General features: G+C 43.8%; 18 protein-coding genes and 2 pseudogenes. 7 read left to right on the forward strand and 13 right to left on the reverse strand.

Annotation, left to right across the window (positions count from 1 at the left end):
* Positions 1-2: 2 nt before the first annotated feature.
* The gene (dinB, locus tag CTT30_RS11980; protein WP_252035250.1) at positions 3-1,070 is read right to left on the reverse strand and encodes a DNA polymerase IV; all 1,068 of its coding nucleotides are present in this window, start codon (positions 1,068-1,070) and stop codon (positions 3-5) included.
* A 156-nt stretch (positions 1,071-1,226) separates the two neighbouring features.
* Between dinB and CTT30_RS11985 the strand changes: the two genes are divergently transcribed.
* The gene (locus CTT30_RS11985) at positions 1,227-2,444 is read left to right on the forward strand and encodes a GGDEF domain-containing response regulator (protein ID WP_252035251.1); all 1,218 of its coding nucleotides are present in this window, start codon (positions 1,227-1,229) and stop codon (positions 2,442-2,444) included.
* A gap of 33 nt (positions 2,445-2,477) precedes the next feature.
* Here the strand turns inward: CTT30_RS11985 and nqrM are convergent, their stop codons facing one another.
* The 9 genes from nqrM to bolA form a co-directional block, all read right to left on the reverse strand.
* Positions 2,478-2,732: a (Na+)-NQR maturation NqrM gene (nqrM, locus tag CTT30_RS11990; RefSeq protein WP_239837656.1), complete on the reverse strand. Its 255-nt coding sequence runs from the start codon at positions 2,730-2,732 to the stop codon at positions 2,478-2,480.
* A 20-nt stretch (positions 2,733-2,752) separates the two neighbouring features.
* Entirely contained in the window at positions 2,753-3,757 is a 1,005-nt protein-coding gene (locus CTT30_RS11995) for an FAD:protein FMN transferase (protein ID WP_239875221.1), read from the reverse strand.
* A gap of 145 nt (positions 3,758-3,902) precedes the next feature.
* A complete protein-coding gene (nqrF, locus tag CTT30_RS12000) occupies positions 3,903-5,126 on the reverse strand; it encodes an NADH:ubiquinone reductase (Na(+)-transporting) subunit F (RefSeq protein ID WP_239865044.1) in 1,224 nt (407 codons plus the stop codon).
* Positions 5,127-5,159: 33 nt separating this feature from the next.
* Positions 5,160-5,756, reverse strand: coding sequence for an NADH:ubiquinone reductase (Na(+)-transporting) subunit E (nqrE, locus tag CTT30_RS12005; RefSeq protein ID WP_239837659.1), 597 nt, complete (start codon positions 5,754-5,756; stop codon positions 5,160-5,162).
* 7 nt (positions 5,757-5,763) lie between these two features.
* A complete protein-coding gene (locus tag CTT30_RS12010; protein ID WP_239837660.1) occupies positions 5,764-6,396 on the reverse strand; it encodes an NADH:ubiquinone reductase (Na(+)-transporting) subunit D in 633 nt (210 codons plus the stop codon).
* The gene (locus CTT30_RS12015) at positions 6,396-7,166 is read right to left on the reverse strand and encodes a Na(+)-translocating NADH-quinone reductase subunit C (protein ID WP_239865046.1); all 771 of its coding nucleotides are present in this window, start codon (positions 7,164-7,166) and stop codon (positions 6,396-6,398) included. Before CTT30_RS12015 ends, CTT30_RS12010 begins: the two co-directional genes overlap by 1 nt.
* Entirely contained in the window at positions 7,156-8,400 is a 1,245-nt protein-coding gene (locus tag CTT30_RS12020) for an NADH:ubiquinone reductase (Na(+)-transporting) subunit B (protein ID WP_239865048.1), read from the reverse strand. The genes CTT30_RS12015 and CTT30_RS12020 overlap by 11 nt, the downstream gene beginning before the upstream one ends.
* Positions 8,401-8,405: 5 nt before the next feature.
* Positions 8,406-9,746 carry a Na(+)-translocating NADH-quinone reductase subunit A gene (locus CTT30_RS12025; protein ID WP_239865050.1) on the reverse strand — a complete coding sequence of 447 codons (1,341 nt, stop codon included), beginning with the start codon at positions 9,744-9,746 and terminating at the stop codon, positions 8,406-8,408.
* Positions 9,747-10,181: 435 nt separating this feature from the next.
* The gene (gene bolA, locus CTT30_RS12030) at positions 10,182-10,490 is read right to left on the reverse strand and encodes a transcriptional regulator BolA (RefSeq protein ID WP_252035252.1); all 309 of its coding nucleotides are present in this window, start codon (positions 10,488-10,490) and stop codon (positions 10,182-10,184) included.
* Positions 10,491-10,628: 138 nt separating this feature from the next.
* On the opposite strand from bolA, the gene CTT30_RS12035 reads away from it, so the two are divergent.
* The 5 genes and pseudogenes from CTT30_RS12035 to CTT30_RS12055 all read left to right on the forward strand — a co-directional run.
* Positions 10,629-11,759, forward strand: coding sequence for a methyltransferase (locus tag CTT30_RS12035; protein WP_252035253.1), 1,131 nt, complete (start codon positions 10,629-10,631; stop codon positions 11,757-11,759).
* A gap of 51 nt (positions 11,760-11,810) precedes the next feature.
* Complete coding sequence (locus CTT30_RS12040) at positions 11,811-12,380, forward strand: YajG family lipoprotein (RefSeq protein WP_239865054.1); 570 nt, start codon at positions 11,811-11,813, stop codon at positions 12,378-12,380.
* A complete protein-coding gene (locus CTT30_RS12045) occupies positions 12,380-12,925 on the forward strand; it encodes a peptidylprolyl isomerase (RefSeq protein ID WP_252035254.1) in 546 nt (181 codons plus the stop codon). Before CTT30_RS12040 ends, CTT30_RS12045 begins: the two co-directional genes overlap by 1 nt.
* Before the next feature lie 95 nt (positions 12,926-13,020).
* A pseudogene (locus CTT30_RS12050) lies at positions 13,021-13,368 on the forward strand (AmpG family muropeptide MFS transporter); the annotation flags it as partial.
* Positions 13,369-13,854: 486 nt separating this feature from the next.
* Positions 13,855-14,874 (forward strand): annotated as a pseudogene (locus tag CTT30_RS12055) (MFS transporter); the annotation flags it as partial.
* A gap of 59 nt (positions 14,875-14,933) precedes the next feature.
* Here CTT30_RS12055 and CTT30_RS12060 read toward each other — a convergent pair.
* The 3 genes from CTT30_RS12060 to CTT30_RS12070 form a co-directional block, all read right to left on the reverse strand.
* A complete protein-coding gene (locus CTT30_RS12060; protein ID WP_239865058.1) occupies positions 14,934-15,596 on the reverse strand; it encodes a ChrR family anti-sigma-E factor in 663 nt (220 codons plus the stop codon).
* On the reverse strand, positions 15,593-16,177 hold the full coding sequence (locus tag CTT30_RS12065) for an RNA polymerase sigma factor (RefSeq protein WP_239837670.1): 585 nt from the start codon (positions 16,175-16,177) through the stop codon (positions 15,593-15,595). Before CTT30_RS12065 ends, CTT30_RS12060 begins: the two co-directional genes overlap by 4 nt.
* A gap of 67 nt (positions 16,178-16,244) precedes the next feature.
* On the reverse strand, positions 16,245-16,814 hold the full coding sequence (locus CTT30_RS12070) for an LON peptidase substrate-binding domain-containing protein (protein ID WP_239875432.1): 570 nt from the start codon (positions 16,812-16,814) through the stop codon (positions 16,245-16,247).
* Positions 16,815-17,158: 344 nt separating this feature from the next.
* Here CTT30_RS12070 and CTT30_RS12075 point away from each other — a divergent pair, with 344 nt between their 5' ends.
* Positions 17,159-17,977, forward strand: coding sequence for a nucleoside-specific channel-forming Tsx family protein (locus CTT30_RS12075; RefSeq protein WP_239865062.1), 819 nt, complete (start codon positions 17,159-17,161; stop codon positions 17,975-17,977).
* Positions 17,978-18,078 lie beyond the last annotated feature (101 nt).

Raw genomic sequence — 18,078 nt, forward strand, 5'->3', positions numbered from 1 at the left:
CATCAGAAGAAACTCAACTGTTTGCTCTGTTCCTCGGGCTTAAGCATCACGTTTAAGCCCAGTAAGCGAATCTCGCGACCGTTTTGGCGCTTAAGAATGTCACGTAATAACTCTTTGAAATAGTTCAACTCTAACTCGGGATGAATATGTTCAATCGTGGTCAGCTGAAAGTCAGCAAATTTGAGTTTAATCCCTTGCTTAATAATCGCCTTTTCGGGAGAGGCTTTGGTCAATCGTGTTTCTAGCTCTGGAAAAAGTTTATTTTCAATCACTTGCCAACACTCGTCGTAAGTAATGATATTTTCGCTAAAAGTCCGCTCGACACCAACGGATTTACGCTCTCGCTCGACCACCACCTCACGTTGATCAATACCATGGCTCTTTTTCCACAAAGACGCCCCTAAGCGACCAAAACGTAATAAAAGCTCTCGATAATCACCGTTTTTAATGTCTTCACAAGTATAAAAACCCGCTTGATGGAGTTTCTCGACACTCACCTTCCCTACTCCGGGAATTTTTTCCAACGGCAGTTTGTCAACTTCCTGCTGAACTTTATCCGGTGGAATGACATACTGACCATTAGGTTTATTCATATCCGATGCCACCTTGGCCAGAAATTTTACCGGAGCCACTCCTGCTGACGCAGTCAACTGAAGCTCATTAAAGATATCGCGGCGAATGGCTTCTGCAATCAAAGTCGCCGACCCGTGGCATTGCATTGAATCCGTCACATCCAAGAACGCCTCATCCAAAGACAAAGGCTCAATGATCTCGGTATAGCGAGAGAAAATCTCTCGGATATGCTGAGAAGCCTGTTTATATACCTGCATCCTTCCCGGAACAACTAATAAATGCGGGCACAGCTTTAATGCTTGCCCTGTCGGCATGGCACTGCGTACACCAAACTTTCTCGCTTCATAGTTGCAAGTACTCAGAACACCACGTTGTTTCTCATGCCCCCCCACGGCTAAAGGATGCCCTTGATAGCTAGGGTTATCACGCATTTCCACTGCGGCATAGAAGCAGTCCATATCAACATGGATGATCTTTCTTACTTTTTCAGCGACCATAGAAAAACGCCAATACTGTACATAAAAACAGTATAAACAATTATTAGATCAATCACCAACCTCTAAAATGAAAGAAGCACTTTTCCTTTTCTATAATAGAAGTATCAATATATACCGTTATGATTAATTCATACACTGCGATAAAAAGGGAAACAGGTGAGCCATAAAGTGTTAGTTGTCGAAGACAGTCGTGCTTATCGCAACTATTTAACCCAGCAGTTGAGCGCCATAGGTTGTGATGTCATCGGATGTAAATCCTACGCAGAGACTCAGCAAGCACTGAATGAACATCGCAGTTTTCATTTTGCCGTACTCGATTACTGCTTACCAGACGCACAAGATGGCGAAGTAATCGATCTTGTCCTAGACAATCAGCAAAAGGTTATCGTATTAACCGCCACCTTTAACGAGAGTGTTCGTGAGCGTTTTATCGCTAAAGGCGTGATGGATTACCTGCTAAAGGACAGCATGGCGTCGGTTTCCTATCTTCTTCCACTTGCTCAGCGTCTAATGAATAACATTCATCATCATGCGTTAGTCGTGGACGACTCCCTCACCGTGCGAAGACATGTAACACAGCTACTTGAGCATCAATACATACGCACAACTCAAGCACAAAATGGATCAGAAGCGCTACATAAGCTCGCAGAAACACCCGATATCACTTTCATCATTACTGACCATGATATGCCCAGTAAAGACGGCATCGTAATGACGCGAGAGATCAGGCAAATGTACGACAAAAACAGCTTGGCGATTCTCGGTTTATCTGGGAGTGAAGATAGAACCTTAACCGCAAGGTTTCTTAAAGCTGGAGCTAATGATTTTTTACATAAGCCATTTAATCAGGAAGAATTCTTCTGCCGAGTAAACCAGTTGCTGGATATGAAGGAAGCGACTGATGAGCTGTATAAGCTTGCGAATCAAGATACTTTAACGGGTCTATGGAATAGACGCTTTTTGTTTAGTCAATCCTGTACTGAAGGGAGTGCTAGATATATAGCCATGATTGACATTGACCATTTCAAAGCGGTTAATGATACCTATGGTCACGATGGTGGCGATGCCGCCTTGAAAAGCATTGCACACACCCTAAAGGCTTATTTTCCACAGGATGTCGTAGTTCGATTTGGTGGGGAAGAGTTCTGCGTTCAGTCGTATTCCACTTTGGATGAGTTTATAACCCGGCTGGAAAAAATGCGCCAAAGCATTGAACAGTCCATCATTCAGCATAATGGACAGGACATTACGTTGACTATCAGTATCGGGCTATGCAGTGTAGAAGGAACGCTAGAACAGCAAATAAAGATCGCTGATGACTGTCTGTATGTCGCCAAAAGACAAGGACGAAATCAGATCATAGCCACAGAATGATCAAACCCGGAACGCACTCCGGGCTTCTCGTCTCTAGGCAATACGGTCTTTTTCCCATGCTGCCAGCTTTTCCTCACGAGCAGCGAGCTTTTCTGCTCTCACGGCTTCACGAGCTTCGCGTTTTTTACGCGCATCACAGGGTTCAGGACAGTTACACACCTTATCGACTCCAACCGCACCTAAACCGCCACAACTGCCTTTCACCACTTTCTTCTGGAAAATATAGCCAACAGACATGGCTGCGATCACGGCAACGAAAATGCCGAAAGTAATCAGAAATGTACTCATAATGACATGCTCACTCGGTATTATTTGTTCATAAATGGCTTATACGCTTCCGATGCCATTTCTTTAAATCCATCTTTGGTTTTCACGATCATAAATACAGGGATATTATTCTCGTTGGCTATCTTCATTCCCTGCTCTTCACCAAGAACCATCAAGCCTGTAGCCAAACCATCAGCAGTCATCGAAGATTCGTCCAGTACAGTCACAGAGACGACTTTATGACGGATAGGTTTGCCCGTTTTAGGGTTGATGATATGCGAATAACGTACACCATCACGCTCAAAATAGATACGGTAATCACCTGACGTGGCAATCGCCATATCGCCTGGTTCAATAATCTCTTGCACCGCTCGCTCATCAGCAGAAGGTTTTTCTATCGCAATGCGCCATTTCACCCCTTCTCGATTTACCCCTTTAAGTCGCATTTCACCACCGACTTCAACCATATAATTTTGAATACCCTGTGATTGAATATAGTCAGCAACGACATCAACCCCCCAACCTTTAGCAATGGTTGATAGGTCAACGTACAAGTCAGGAATATCTTTAGTGAGAGTATTCCCTTCAACCGTTAAATGTTGAATCCCTGTATTAGCTTTACGCGCAGCCAACTCTTCATCAGTAGGTACCACTTCAGGACGAGCTTCGGGGCCAAATCCCCATAAGTTGACTAATGGACCAACAGTGACGTCAAGCGCACCTAAAGTAAGACCGTTTAAACGGATCGCTTCTTTCACCACCGTGGCTGTTTGAGGCGATACTGTAAATGGCTCTGAAGTACGATCTTGATTAAAACGACTCAACTCAGAATCAGGCCGGTAGGTCGACATTTGCTCGTTCACTTCCTCAAGTAAACGGTCAACCTCTGTCTGCAGTGCTTGCGGTGAAGGCACGCCTTCCTCTGAAATGTACTTAATATTGTAAGTCGTGCCCATTGTAGGACCACTGAGATGAACTTGCTCAACGGGCTTTTCACAGCCAGCAAGCACTAAAAGAGAAGCAAATACAACAAGCCACTTCTTCACTTGTTTGACTCCTTATAAGAGAAACGGAAATAGCACATGACTCTGTTTAAGAGCGCATCGACTATGGCCATTTAAAAAACTATTAGCAGGAAAAAACAATGGCTGACTCTTGCGAGCCAGCCATATATTTCAATCACTTAGGGGGTTAACCACCAAAGTCATCGAGTAGGATGTTTTCATCCTCAACACCAAGATCTTTTAGCATGCCGATAACAGCAGCGTTCATCATCGGTGGACCACACATGTAGTACTCACAATCTTCAGGCGCTTCGTGATCCTTCAGGTAGTTTTCATACAATACGTTGTGGATGAAACCAGTGTAGCCATCCCAGTTATCTTCTGGCATAGGATCCGATAGAGCACAATGCCATACGAAGTTATCGTTCTCTTCTTGAAGCATATCAAAATCTTCTACATAGAACATTTCACGCTTAGAACGAGCACCGTACCAGAAAGACATCTTACGAGAAGACTTCAGACGCTTAAGCTGATCGAAGATATGAGAACGCATCGGCGCCATACCTGCACCACCACCAACGAAAACCATTTCGTTGTCAGTGTCTTTCGCGAAGAACTCACCGAATGGACCAGAAATCGTACACTTATCACCTTCTTTCAAAGACCAAATGTACGAAGACATAATACCAGGTGGTACGTCTGGGTTATTTGGCGGCGGCGTAGCGATACGGACGTTCAGCATGATAATGCCTTCTTCTTCCGGGTAGTTCGCCATTGAGTACGCACGGATCGTCTCTTCATTGACCTTAGACTCATAACGGAACAGGTTGAACTTGTCCCAGTCTTCACGGTATTCCTCAGGGATATCGTAGTCTGCGTATTTCACGTGGTGAACTGGCGCTTCAATCTGGATGTAGCCACCAGCACGGAAAGGTACTGATTCGCCATCTGGGATTTGTAGCTTAAGTTCTTTGATGAATGTTGCCTTGTTATCATTAGAGATAACCGTACATTCCCACTTTTTAACGCCGAAGATTTCTTCAGGAAGCTCGATGTCCATGTCAGTTTTCATCGCAACCTGACACGCTAGACGCTCACCTTCACGCGCTTCACCTTTAGTAATATGGTCAAGCTCGGTAGGTAGAATGTCACCACCACCTGATTTAACTTTTACGCGACACTGGCCACATGAGCCACCGCCACCACAAGCAGAAGATACGAATACGCCAGCACCAGCTAGAGCACTCAGCAGCTTACCGCCCGGTTGTGTAACGATCGCCAGATTAGGGTCGTCGTTCACAGAAATTGTAATGTCACCTGTTGGTACAAGCTTAGACTTAGCGAAAAGAATCACTAGTACTAGCGCAAGTACGATCAGAGTAAACATCACTACACCAAGAATAATGTCCATTGACTATTCCTTAATTGTTGCGGTTTACCCGACTTACAGTTGAACACCAGAGAAAGACATAAAGCCCAACGCCATAAGACCTACAGTGATGAACGTGATACCAAGACCACGTAGACCCGGAGGCACATCTGAGTACTTCATCTTCTCACGGATACCTGCAAGAGCAACGATAGCCAGCATCCAGCCCACGCCAGAGCCGAAGCCGTAAACGACTGATTCAGCAAAGCTGTAGTCACGTTGCACCATGAAAGATACACCACCGAAGATCGCACAGTTTACTGTGATCAGCGGTAGGAAGATACCTAACGCGTTGTACAGAGGAGGGAAGAAGCGGTCAAGGACCATTTCTAGGATCTGTACAAGTGCTGCAATGACACCGATAAAGGTGATGAAGTTTAGGAAGCTAAGATCAACACCTTCAAGCAAAGCGTTTTCTCTCAGAACCAGGTTGTATACCAAGTTGTTCACAGGTACTGCGATAGTCAGTACCACAACAACAGCAACACCAAGGCCGAAAGACGTCTTAACTTTCTTAGATACCGCAAGGAATGTACACATACCTAAGAAGAAAGACAGAGCCATGTTTTCGATGAAAATCGATTTAACTAATAGACTAATGTAATGTTCCATGACGTCCTTACTCCTTCGCTTCTACTTGCTCTGGTTTCAGAATACGGATTGCCCAGATTAGGAAGCCGATTAGGAAGAATGCAGATGGGGCAAGCAGCATCAAACCGTTAGGCTGATACCAACCACCATTGCTCACTAGAGGTAGAACTTCTAGGCCAAACAGTTTGCCGGAGCCAAACAGTTCGCGGAAGAAACCCACAGTGATAAGAACGAAACCGTAACCAAGACCGTTACCAATACCATCAATAAGAGACGGCATAGGCGCTGATTTCATAGCGAATGCTTCAGCACGACCCATTACGATACAGTTCGTAATGATCAGACCTACGAATACCGATAACTGCTTAGAGATATCGTATAGGTATGCTTTTAGCACTTGGTCTACCACAATTACTAGAGATGCGATGATCGCCATCTGAACGATGATACGCACACTGTTAGGAATGTGGTTACGGATTAGAGAAACAGAGAAGTTAGACAAGGCCGTAACGAATGTTACTGCCAGCGTCATTACAAATGCTGTCTCTAGTTTAGTTGTTACTGCCAATGCAGAACAGACACCAAGAACCTGAAGCGCAATCGGGTTGTTATCCAACACCGGCGCTAAAATGCTCTTTTTAATGTTTTGTGCGCTAGACATTAGTTCAGACCTCCGTCACGAACTTTTGCTAGGAACGGACCAAAGCCCATATCGCCTAACCAGAAGTCGAATGTACCTTGAACACCGTTACCAGTTAGTGTTGCACCTGAAAGGCCATCGATACCATGCTCTGAACCTTCTGGAGCGCCACCTTTAACAATCTTAATTGCTGGCTTGTGGTTGTCGTCAAACAGTTTCTTGCCGACCCACTGAGCACGCCATGATGGGTTCTCAACTTCACCACCCAGTCCAGGTGTTTCACCTTGCTCGTAGTAAGTGATACCTGACACTGTGTTGCCGTCAGTTTCAACCGCAACGAATGCGTACATCATAGACCATAGACCTGTACCGTGTACTGGAAGGATGATCTTAGAAACGGCATCGCCTTCTTTCACTAGGTAAACAACACCTGTGTTAGCTCGACGAATGATCTTTGCTTTGTCTTCTTCAGCCGTTAGCTTGATTGACTCAGCTGGATCTTTCGCAGCTTTACGCTGATCGTAAGTTGCTGCATCACCCTCAACAAAGTCACCAGTGCTGAAGTCGACTAAGCGAGGTTCAATGTACTCTGCAAAGAGCTCAGGTACTTTCTTACCAGCAGCATCAACACCTGCTACTTCAACGATCTTGGTTTGCTTATCTAGTACAGCGTTCGCTTTTTGTTTGTCACGTAGACCTACAGCTGCTGTTGATACGATGATTGAACAAACAAGGCTCAACCCGATAACAACACCCAGCGTCTTTTTAATGCTGTCGTTATTACTTGCCATAGCGTGCTTGTCTCCGCTTGATGTTCTTCTCGATAACTAAGTGGTCGAACAGAGGTGCAAACAGGTTCGCGAATAGAATCGCCAGCATCATACCTTCTGGGTACGCTGGGTTCACTACACGAATAAGTACACACATTACGCCGATTAACGCGCCGTACCACCATTTACCCTTATTAGTAAATGAAGCAGATACTGGGTCTGTCGCCATAAAGAACATACCGAATGCAAAACCACCTAACACTAAGTGCCAATGCCATGGCATGTTGAACATTGGATTGGTATCAGAACCGATAACGTTGAACAGCGTTGCTGTTGCAATCATACCGATCATCACACCAGCAATGATGCGCCACGATGCAATTCGCATATATACGATCATCGCTGCACCGATCATTAGAGCCAGTGTCGATACTTCACCAATTGATCCTGGGATGTTACCGATGAATGCATCCATCCAAGTGATAGGAGCGCCTGTCACTGTATTGACTAGTGCACCGTTACCACCTTGTGCCCATTGGCTAAGCGCCGTTGCACCAGAGAAACCGTCAGCTGCTGTCCAAACCACGTCACCCGAGATTTGCGCTGGGTAAGCGAAGAATAGGAAAGCACGGCCAGCCAGTGCAGGGTTAAGGAAGTTACGACCTGTACCACCGAAGATCTCTTTTGCAACCACAACACCAAAGGTAATACCTAGTGCGGCTTGCCATAGAGGAAGGGTTGGTGGAACAATCAGTGCAAATAGGATAGAAGTAACAAAGAAACCTTCATTAACTTCGTGCTTACGCACCATACAGAACAGTACTTCCCAGAAACCACCAACAATGAACACTGTTGCGTAGATAGGTAGGAAGTAAGTCGCACCTAAGATCATTTTGCTGCCGACACCTGCATCAGGGGCAATAGTGCCGCCTAACATTTCTGTCAGCCAATAATGCCAGTTACCTGCCACTATTGCTGCTAGCTGATCACCAGCATACATATGGTTAAGTGCTGCAATCGCTTGGCCACCCGCGTTGTACATACCCCAGAACATTGCTGGGAATACCGCGAACCAAACCATGATCATGATACGTTTTAAATCAACGCTATCACGAACGTGTGAGCTTTTCTTTGTAATAAGACCTGGAGTGTAGAAAACTGTTGCTACAGCTTCATACAAAGCAAACCATTTCTCATGTTTGCCACCAGGCTCAAAGTGATGCTCGATGTCTTCAAGAAACTTTTTAAGAGCCATGAAAATTACCCTTCCTTCTCGATCTTATCTAGGCACTCACGAAGTAGTTCACCGTACTCGTATTTACCAGGACAAACAAAGGTACACAATGCTACGTCTTCTTCGTCTAGTTCTAGAGCACCAAGAGCTTGAGCACTATCAGTATCACCAGCACATAAGTCACGAAGTAGCAGAGTAGGTTCCATATCTAGAGGCATTACACGTTCGTAGTTGCCGATTGGAACCATTGAACGATCACTACCGTTAGTGGTGGTTGTCATGTTGAACAACTGACCTTTAAAGATATGACCAAGGAATGAGCGAGTAACAGAGAACTTGTTTTTACCAGGCATCGCCCAGCCAAACAGCTCTTTATCACGGCCTTCACGTAATACAGAAACCTGTACGTGGTAACGACCTAGGTAAGCATGAGGTCCAGTTGCATGTGTCCCAGTAAGGACAGAACCAGAAATCACACGAACTTCACCTGGCATTAGCTCGCTGTCAGTTAAATCATCAAGACTTGCACCTTGAGTTGTACGAACCAAACGAGGGTTATTCACCACTGGACCCGCCAGAGAAACAACACGATCAGTATAAAGTTCACCTGTAAGGAACAACTTACCAAACGCAATAACGTCTTGATAGTTGATGCTCCACGCCACGTTTTCTGCATTTACTGGGTATAGGAAATGCATGTGGGTGCCAGCAAGACCTGCTGGGTGAGGGCCATCAAAAACATGCTCTTCAACATTTGACTGAGAAGAACGAGGAAGACTGGTACCAGCTTTACAAACGAAAACTTTACCGTCAGTCAGAGTTGAAAGCACATCCAAACCGGCAACGAAAGCGTCTTGCTGCTCATTGATGATCAGCTCAGGCTGGGCTGCCAACGGATTCGTATCCATTGCAGTCACAAAAATAGCCTGTGTAGAAGACTCGATTGCTGGAACCTTGCTAAACGGACGAGTACGTAAAGCTGTCCAAAGACCAGAGTCAACCAGTTGAGTTTTAACCGCATTACGGTCAAGACTTGCTAGTTGGCTGGCTTCAAACTTATCGAACGTTACCTGTTCCTCACCTGACACTTCAATCACAACAGATTGAAGGACACGTTTGGCACCACGGTTAACCTCGATCACTTTACCGCTTGCTGGTGAAGTAAATTTGACACCAGGGTTCTTTTTATCTTCAAAAAGAACTTGGGCTTTCTTTACTTCATCGCCTACGCGAACATGCATAGTAGGACGCATGCCGACGTACTCTTCGCCAAGCAAGGCGACTTTCTTGATGGTCTTACCATCATTAATCACCTGGGTAGGAGTTCCTGCGATAGGAAGGTCCAAACCCTTCTTTATTGTAATCATACGCACTTGCACTACTTTTATCGGGAAAAAGATTCTTTGATTGCGTAACTTTTAGACACGACACTAGTGTCCGGTTTTGGCGCAGTTTAAAACACCAAAATCGCAACATCCTATTAAAAACCTCGCTACAAATTTAGTCGAGATTTATCAGGTGCGGTAGTCTATCATCTTTTTAGAAGTCTATGCCATGACCAATGAAGGGAATCAGATAGATATTTCGAAGGATTTAAGTTTAAAAGGCGAAGTATTGGTCATAAGTTTGAACCATCGCACAAACATCAATAACCACATTATCAACAACGCCTTTCAATATTCACATTACAAATCATTTCTAATTAAAACTAATTAAGCTGTGTATTTGTTTCTACATTGTTAACGTTCACCTTAATTGCAGGCGATAAAAAAGGCAGCCTATGCTACCTCATTTCTTTTCAATTACTTGGAGCCCCCCAAGCACATCGGGCTATCCGGCGCTAATTCGTTTTGCTCTTTCCATTCATCTTGCGTGTAAGTATGAATAGATAACGCATGAATATGGTTCGCCAGCTCATCAGCAAGCACCTGATTCACTTGGCGATGACGACCAATCAAACGCTGACCGTCAAATTTATCACTGACAATCACCACTTTAAAATGGCTTTCCGAACCCGGAGGAACGTTGTGCATATAACTTTCATTCAGCACATTAAGATGAACGGGTGCAAAGTAGTCTTGGAGCTTGGTTTCTATCACTTCTTGCAGCATTGCGCATCACCCTTGAAATATGAACAGTATTAAAAGAAAGATAATAGTCTTCTTAATAGCAAAGCTAAAGGTTTTAGTTTTCACAACCTTCACCTTCTGCGACAATTTAAACTATGAATTTGACCATGCGTTTCAACTATGAAAACTGAACTTGCGCTTCATGGGCGTACTTTAACCCTTCATCGATTCCCAAAACGACACAATGAAACCCTCCAAGCGTGGGACGCTGGCGATGAGTATCTCATTAATTATATGGAAGAATTAAACATTGGTACTGGCAAGAACATTCTCATTATCAATGATAATTTTGGTGCGCTAAGCTGCTGGTTTTCCGAACAACACCAAGTAACTATGATGAGCGATTCCTATATTGCGCATCAAGCAACACAGCAAAACCTTCAATACAATCATTGTCCGAATATTGTGTTAGAAAACACCATGGAGTTAATTCCATCAGACGTTGACTATGTTTTGATGCAAATTCCGAGAAACAATCGCCATCTAGTCTGGTTACTCAGCCAATTAAGACAATACATCCCTAACTCTGTACCTGTCATTGCGGTCAATAAAGCGAAAGAAATTCATACTTCCACACTGAAGTTATTTGAGAAATATCTCGGCACCACGACCACCTCGTTAGCATGGAAAAAGCATCGCTTGGTCTTCTCCCGAGCCAATAGCCTTCACCCAGTTCCTATCGAACCATCAACCTGTTGGAGTGTCGAACAGCATGGATTTGAGTTAGAAAACTTACCGAATGTGTACTCAGGTGAAAAACTCGATCAGGGAGCGCGCTTTATGCTTGAGCATCTCCCAACAAACTTATCCGATAAGAGGGTCATCGACCTCGGTTGTGGCAACGGTGTGTTGTCCGTAAAAATGGGATTATTGAATCCACAGATCCAGATAACCTGTATTGATGAGAGTTTTATGGCGACAGAGTCAGCAAGAAGAAACTTATCCAATACCCTAGGAAAAGAGCGCAATTTTCAATGCTTAACAAACAACTGTCTGGACGGTTTCGCGTTTGCAAGCGCAGATTTGGTGGTGTGTAATCCTCCTTTCCATCAACAACAAGCGATTACCGATCATATTGCATGGCAGATGTTCTGTGACACAAAGCATGTTCTCAGCAACGGTGGGCAATTATTAGTTATCGGCAACCGCCACCTCAGCTACGATGTGAAGCTATCTAAGCTATTTGGAAAACAGAACGTAAAACTCGTCGCTTCAAATAAGAAATTTGTTATTTTACAAGCGACTAAATAGTTCACTATCATGTCTCTAATACGTTTAGAGTTACGATTAAAGGAAATTACAATGAGAAAATTGGTTCTAGCCGCGTCAATGGCCTTACTTACTGCGTGTGCCGCCCCGCAACAAGATCAGCTTAACTTCATGCCTCAACCAGTTTTGAGCAATAGCGACATCGTAAAAGACGCAAGTTTCACCCTGACAAGTAAAGACGTACGTTCAGCACAATATGTGGCACTGATTGACAGTGGTCGTTCAAACATTGAACCAATTCACTCTAAGCAAAATGTACGTATTGCGATCGAGAATGCTCTGCTGGAGCAGTTCCAATCTCAAGGTTTCCGTAGCACGGTTAACAGCGAAAACTCAATAAAAGTAGAAGTCCAAGAAGCTCTCGTTTCTGTCAAACATTCTGTGATGGAAAATGAGATGGACGGTAAAGTCGTACTCGAGATCACCGCCGAAACCCCTCAAGGCAAATTAGTGAAAACCTACACAGGTACAGCTAAACGCACTGGTGCGCTGAGTGCTTCTAATGAAGAAATCGAAGTTGTACTTAACGACGTCATCAACCTAGTATTCAAAGAAATCGCAAGCGACCAAGAACTGAAAAACTACATGCAGGAGCGCTTCTAATGTGGAAAGTTGCGATAGCCTCTCTGGCTCTAGTCAGTAATCTGGTTTTTGCAGGCCCTAAAGTTGAATTCGAAACCACACTTGGCGCGTTCACCATTGAACTGAATCAAGAGAAAGCACCACTCACTGTAGAGAACTTTCTCAAATATGTTAAAGATGGCAGCTATGTCGGCACTCAGTTTCACCGCGTGATCCCAGGTTTCATGGCGCAAGGTGGCGGTTTTGATAAAGACATGAAGCAGCTATCAACTTACGCTCCAATAAAAAATGAAGCCTCTAACGGTTTGAAGAATGAAACCGCGACTGTTGCTATGGCAAGGACAAATAACCCGAACTCCGCAACACGTCAGTTTTTCATTAACTATGCCGACAACAGCTTTCTTGATTACGACCAACGCCCACCGGGCTATGCAGTTTTTGGTAAAGTCACGCAAGGCTTTGATGTTGTAAAGCAAATGTCCAAAAAACGGACTAAAACGGTCGGTCGTTACCGTGACGTGCCCGCGACGCCGATTATTGTCACCAATGTAACCTTGCTTCCATAATCTATAAAGGCTCCAACATATCCGGTTGGAGCCTTTTCAATTCCGCTCATTTTCCATAACTTAGCAATCACTATAAAACAAACAAGGAAAGGTTTATGTCTGCCAGTTCCTCTTCTATGTCTTGGCTAGCAACCATTCGCAGTTATTTTGACAAACGCCTACTCTGGGTGTTTATGTTAGGCTGCTCTAGCGGCTTTCCATGGGTTTTGATCGGCTCTAACATGTCCGGTTGGCTTAAAGACGCAGGCTTAACTCGCGCTGCTATTGGCTATTTCGGTAGTGTCTTTGTTGTCTACGCGATTAACTTCTTATGGGCGCCGCTTGTTGACCGAGTCAAGCTGCCTATTTTGCATGCTACCCTAGGCCAGCGCCGCAGTTGGATTTTATCTATGCAGCTAATAATGTTGCTCTCTACCATCGCAATGGCTATCGTTGGACCTAGTGTTAGCTACAGCACATCAAAATCAGACTCTACGATTTCATTAACGAACAGGGAACACTGGCAACATCAAGACGCAACAATTTTTTGGTCAGCACCAGAAGGCAAAGTATTCAGTCTAGAAGACTATAAATATTTAGCACTTTCGACTGACAGTAATAGCTTTAGAAGCCTTGTCGTAATTTTTAAGAATGGTGTTCAAGAAGTATATACAGAGCAGATTAACCTACAGCCATCAGGACAAACTATTACACTCCCCTTACAGCCTATTGCTGGTGCGAGTATTGACTCAATACAACTTACTTTCCTCGGCTCTGGTCAAACACAAATCAAAGACATTCATTTAAAGCATTTAGACGAACAAACAACTACTTACTTACCTATCACTAAAAAAAATCTATCAAACCCTAGTACTGAGAAGCAAAAAGCATTTCTACAAACAGAAACTCCAGCTTCTATATACGTTAATAATTCTATTATTCTTACACTCTCCTTTATCGCCCTCGGTCTCGCTATAGCATCGGCCACTCAGGATATTGCCATCGATGCTTTTCGTATCGATACCTTTCCTAAGTCTGAATCTTCTAAACTCCCCCAAGCCTCGGCGATGTCGGTTATTGGTTGGTGGACTGGCTACTCAGTGCCAGGTTATTTAGCGTTTATCAACGCCGATTCAATAGGTTGGAATGGTGTCTATTACGGAATGGCGGCCGTAGTCGGTCTACTCATGATTTTCACCTTACTCGTTGGTGAACCGAAAACCCAGCGAGATGAGCTGCAAGCTCAAGCTGAGCAACGGCATAGCAGGGTAGTCAAGAATCGTATCGTTGCATGGTTTACCGTGACCGTGGCAGAGCCATTTCTCGACTTTTTCAGAAGCAATGGCTTTAGAGTTGCGCTAACACTACTGCTGTTTGTTTTTCTCTTTAAAATCGGTGAAGCCTTCTTAGGTCGTATGTCAATTACCTTTTATAAGGAGGTCGGCTTCAGTAATGAGCAAATTGGCCATTATTCGAAACTTGTCGGTTGGGGCTTAACCATTCTTTTCACCTTAATTGGCAGTATGGTTAACGTAAAGTTCGGCATTGTGCGTGGCCTGATGATTGGGGGAATCGCAATGGCTTCAAGTAACTTAATGTTTGCTTGGATTGCCAAAGTAGGCCCGAGTGAACAGTTATTCCTCGCAACGTTAGTTGTCGATAACTTTACTTCTGCCTTTTCCACCGTTGCTTTTGTCTCATTCTTGACCGTAGTAACTGGTCAGGCATTTTCGGCAACCCAGTATGCCTTACTGGCTTCATTGGGCAACTTCGGCCGCACAACATTAGCCTCATTTTCTGGAGAGTTGGTTGATTATCTCAACGATTGGTCGATGTTCTTTATCCTGACCGCGTTGATGGTAATTCCGAGCTTGATCATGCTTTATTCATTGCGCCACTATTTCACAGATATGTTAAATAAGGCACAAAAAAGAGATATTCAGCCGTCGAAATCACCAAGTGTTGAGTGAAGATAAAAAAGCAGGCTTGGATGCTCCCAAGCCTGCCTTGATTACGCTTTCACTTCCCTTTACGGATACAAGCCCTTTCCAAATCTATTAAATATCCGCGCGACCCCTTGAGTAAATATCATCGGCTCAGTGAGCACCGTTAGACAAAGACAGTCTTCGCCTTGTTTTGTACATGGACTGTGCTTGATAGAAGCATCTTTGACTAAATAATCTCCAGCTTCGTAATGACCATCTTCATCACTAAACCCGCCGTGCAGAACCAAGGTAGACTCAATACCTTTATGTGTATGCTGAGGTATCTTCACGCCTTCCGCAATATACATCAAATTGACCCGCACGCTGTCACCGATATCAATCGGTGCACTAAAAACCTTGCCACCATAGCTTTTCCACTCCCCGACCCTATCTCGGAAGCGTGATAGAGAAAGAGGTAGCTGGAACGTTTTGCCATTCACTTCAATGCTAGAAGGTTTCCTGATCGGCCTCGATAGGTTTGAGTCTGGGTCACTTTCTAGGATGTCGTTTAGCATAGTATCAAAGCCGTTATCGTCAAAACCGCTAAGATCCATTAAAGCTTCACCAAGTTGATTCTCTAGCTGTTGGACTTGTTTCTGACAAATGGGGCAGCTTTCCAAATGAGTAGCGACAGTAAACCCGTCGACTGCATCCAGACTGCCTTCAACATAAGCTTGTAACATAGGCTGATTCGGATGATAGCTCATAATCTTTCTACCTCTATTGAATAACGTAATTTCTCTACAGCGAGCCTTAACCGAGACTTGACGGTACCGACAGGTATGTCGTACATATCAGCAACTTGCTGATGGGGTAGTTCTTCAAGATACACAGCTTGCACGACTTTTTTTTGTGCTTCTGGAAGAATATCTAAGAACTTCACAACTTGCTCTTTCAGCATCTCGTGCTCTGGGGTGTAATGCTCCACCATATCTGGTGGGCAATAATCGTTAGGCCAAATGTCTTCTGAATGAATATGAAGATCTCTTCCTCGTTGTTTCCTCAGTGTATCGAAACAAAGGTTCCTCGCTATCGTATAAATCCACGTTGATAACGAGCTTTTAGAGCCATCAAATAGATGACTTTTCTGCCACACGGTTGTCATCGTCTCCTGAACCAGTTCGACAGCCACTTGTTCATTGCCCATGTGCTTGTAAGTAAATTGTTTTAACCTAGGCGCAAAGTGCTTGAAGACCAACGCATATGAGGCTTTGTCTTTTTCTTTCACTCTCTCCATACAGAGGAGCCAATCTTTTTTAACGAAAGATTCAGTGTCCTTAACTGCCATGTTCAAGTCCTTATCTGCACTTTTACTGTTTTACGTCAGAAAGAAGTGGGTGGATCACTCAATAAGTTTAGCTTTCAATAGAGCGGGAGAGAAACTCTAACGCTTTGGTGCAATCTTTTTGGCGTAATAGAAAGTCAAATTGCTTCTGAGGTACAGGAAGGAGCTCGAGCCAGCGCTGGCTGACCCAACTTGCATCGTCAAAGAAACATTGGTCATACAAATCACCGAGCTGAGGGAATTGCTCATACACATTACGAAGTTGTTCACTCAGATATTCGTGCTGTTGAGAAAGTTGAGAAAACTCCCAGCTTGTACGCCACTCGATGCGTGCTTTACGCAAGCCATCAAACTCGATTCTGATCCTTTTGATTTCGAAGCATCTGAGGCCAACCACTGTTACCCCCAATAACCCATCTTCGAGCAGTTCAAAGTCAACAATTTTCGCCAACGACCCAAACGATGAGAGTCGGGATGATGCCGAAAGCTCATCTTGTTCAACTAAGCAAATGCCAAAGGTACCATCAGATTGACTCGCCTCTTTGATTAATCTTTTGTATCTAGGTTCGAAAATACGAAGCTTCATTTTTCCTTCAGGAAGAAGCATTGAGCCTAGAGGGAACAGCATAATTTCTGACAACATTAATCATCCTTAATCACTTTATCAGTACTTACGAAAAAGATGAGACAGGGATCAATCACTAAATATGTTGATTGTTTGACAGGCATTAAAATTAGCGCAAGCGCTTGCGTAAACGATACCTATATCACTTTTTGTGCAAAACAATTACACACCCGTTACATCCTAAAAAAATAATCATTAATGAGATCTCAATCACTAGTTTTATGTATTTTTACACTCCGTATCACTATTAATTGAGATTTTTATCGTTAATATGCGCTCCAGTAAAAGCACAACATAGATTGTGCAACGATGGCTATATGAATAGATTTTGATATTGAATAAACATAGAGAGTCCCACTATGCGTAAATCACTTTTAGCTCTTGGTGTCGTAGCTGCAATGTCTGCACCGGCAATGGCTGCCGATTATTCTGACGGCGATATCCACAAGAACGACTACAAATGGATGCAGTTCAACCTAATGGGTGCGTTCGATGAGAAAGGCTATGCTGAGTCTTCTCACGATTACCTAGAAATGGAATTTGGTGGTCGCTCAGGTCTATTCGACCTATACGGATACGTTGATGTATTTAACCTAGCTTCAGATCCAGGTAGTGACAAAGCTGGCGGCGAGAAAATTTTCATGAAATTCGCACCACGTATGTCTTTAGACGCACTAACGGGTAAAGACTTATCTTTTGGTCCCGTTCAAGAACTATACGTTGCCACTCTTATGGAGTGGGGAGGAAAATCTGATGTTAACTCTCAAAAGATAGGTGTAGGTTCTGATGTAAATGTTCCGTGGTTAGGCAAAATTGGTCTAAATCTATATGGAACTTACGATGGCAATAATAAAGACTGGAACGGCTTCCAGCTATCAACAAACTGGTTTAAGCCTTTCTACTTCTTCGAAAATGGCTCATTTATCTCTTACCAAGGTTACATTGATTACCAATTTGGTATGGACGATTCCGAAGGCAACAAATTCAACACTACAGCATCTAACGGTGGTGCTATGTTTAATGGTATCTACTGGCACTCAGATCGATTTGCAGTAGGTTACGGTCTAAAACTATATAAAGATGTTTATGGCTTTAAAGATGGTGAAGCACTACCTTGGGGTCACAAACCAGAATCATCAGGTGTTGGGCACTACGTAGCCGTGACTTACAAGTTCTAAGCCACTAATTGAAGTTCACTGCCTTAAAAATGGTACCTTCGGGTACCATTTTTTATTGGCTTTCGCTTAAACGGTGATTATCCTTGTGGGAAATTATCGGT

This window comes from Vibrio coralliilyticus (genome assembly GCF_024449095.1).
GTDB classification, from domain to species: domain Bacteria; phylum Pseudomonadota; class Gammaproteobacteria; order Enterobacterales; family Vibrionaceae; genus Vibrio; species Vibrio coralliilyticus_A.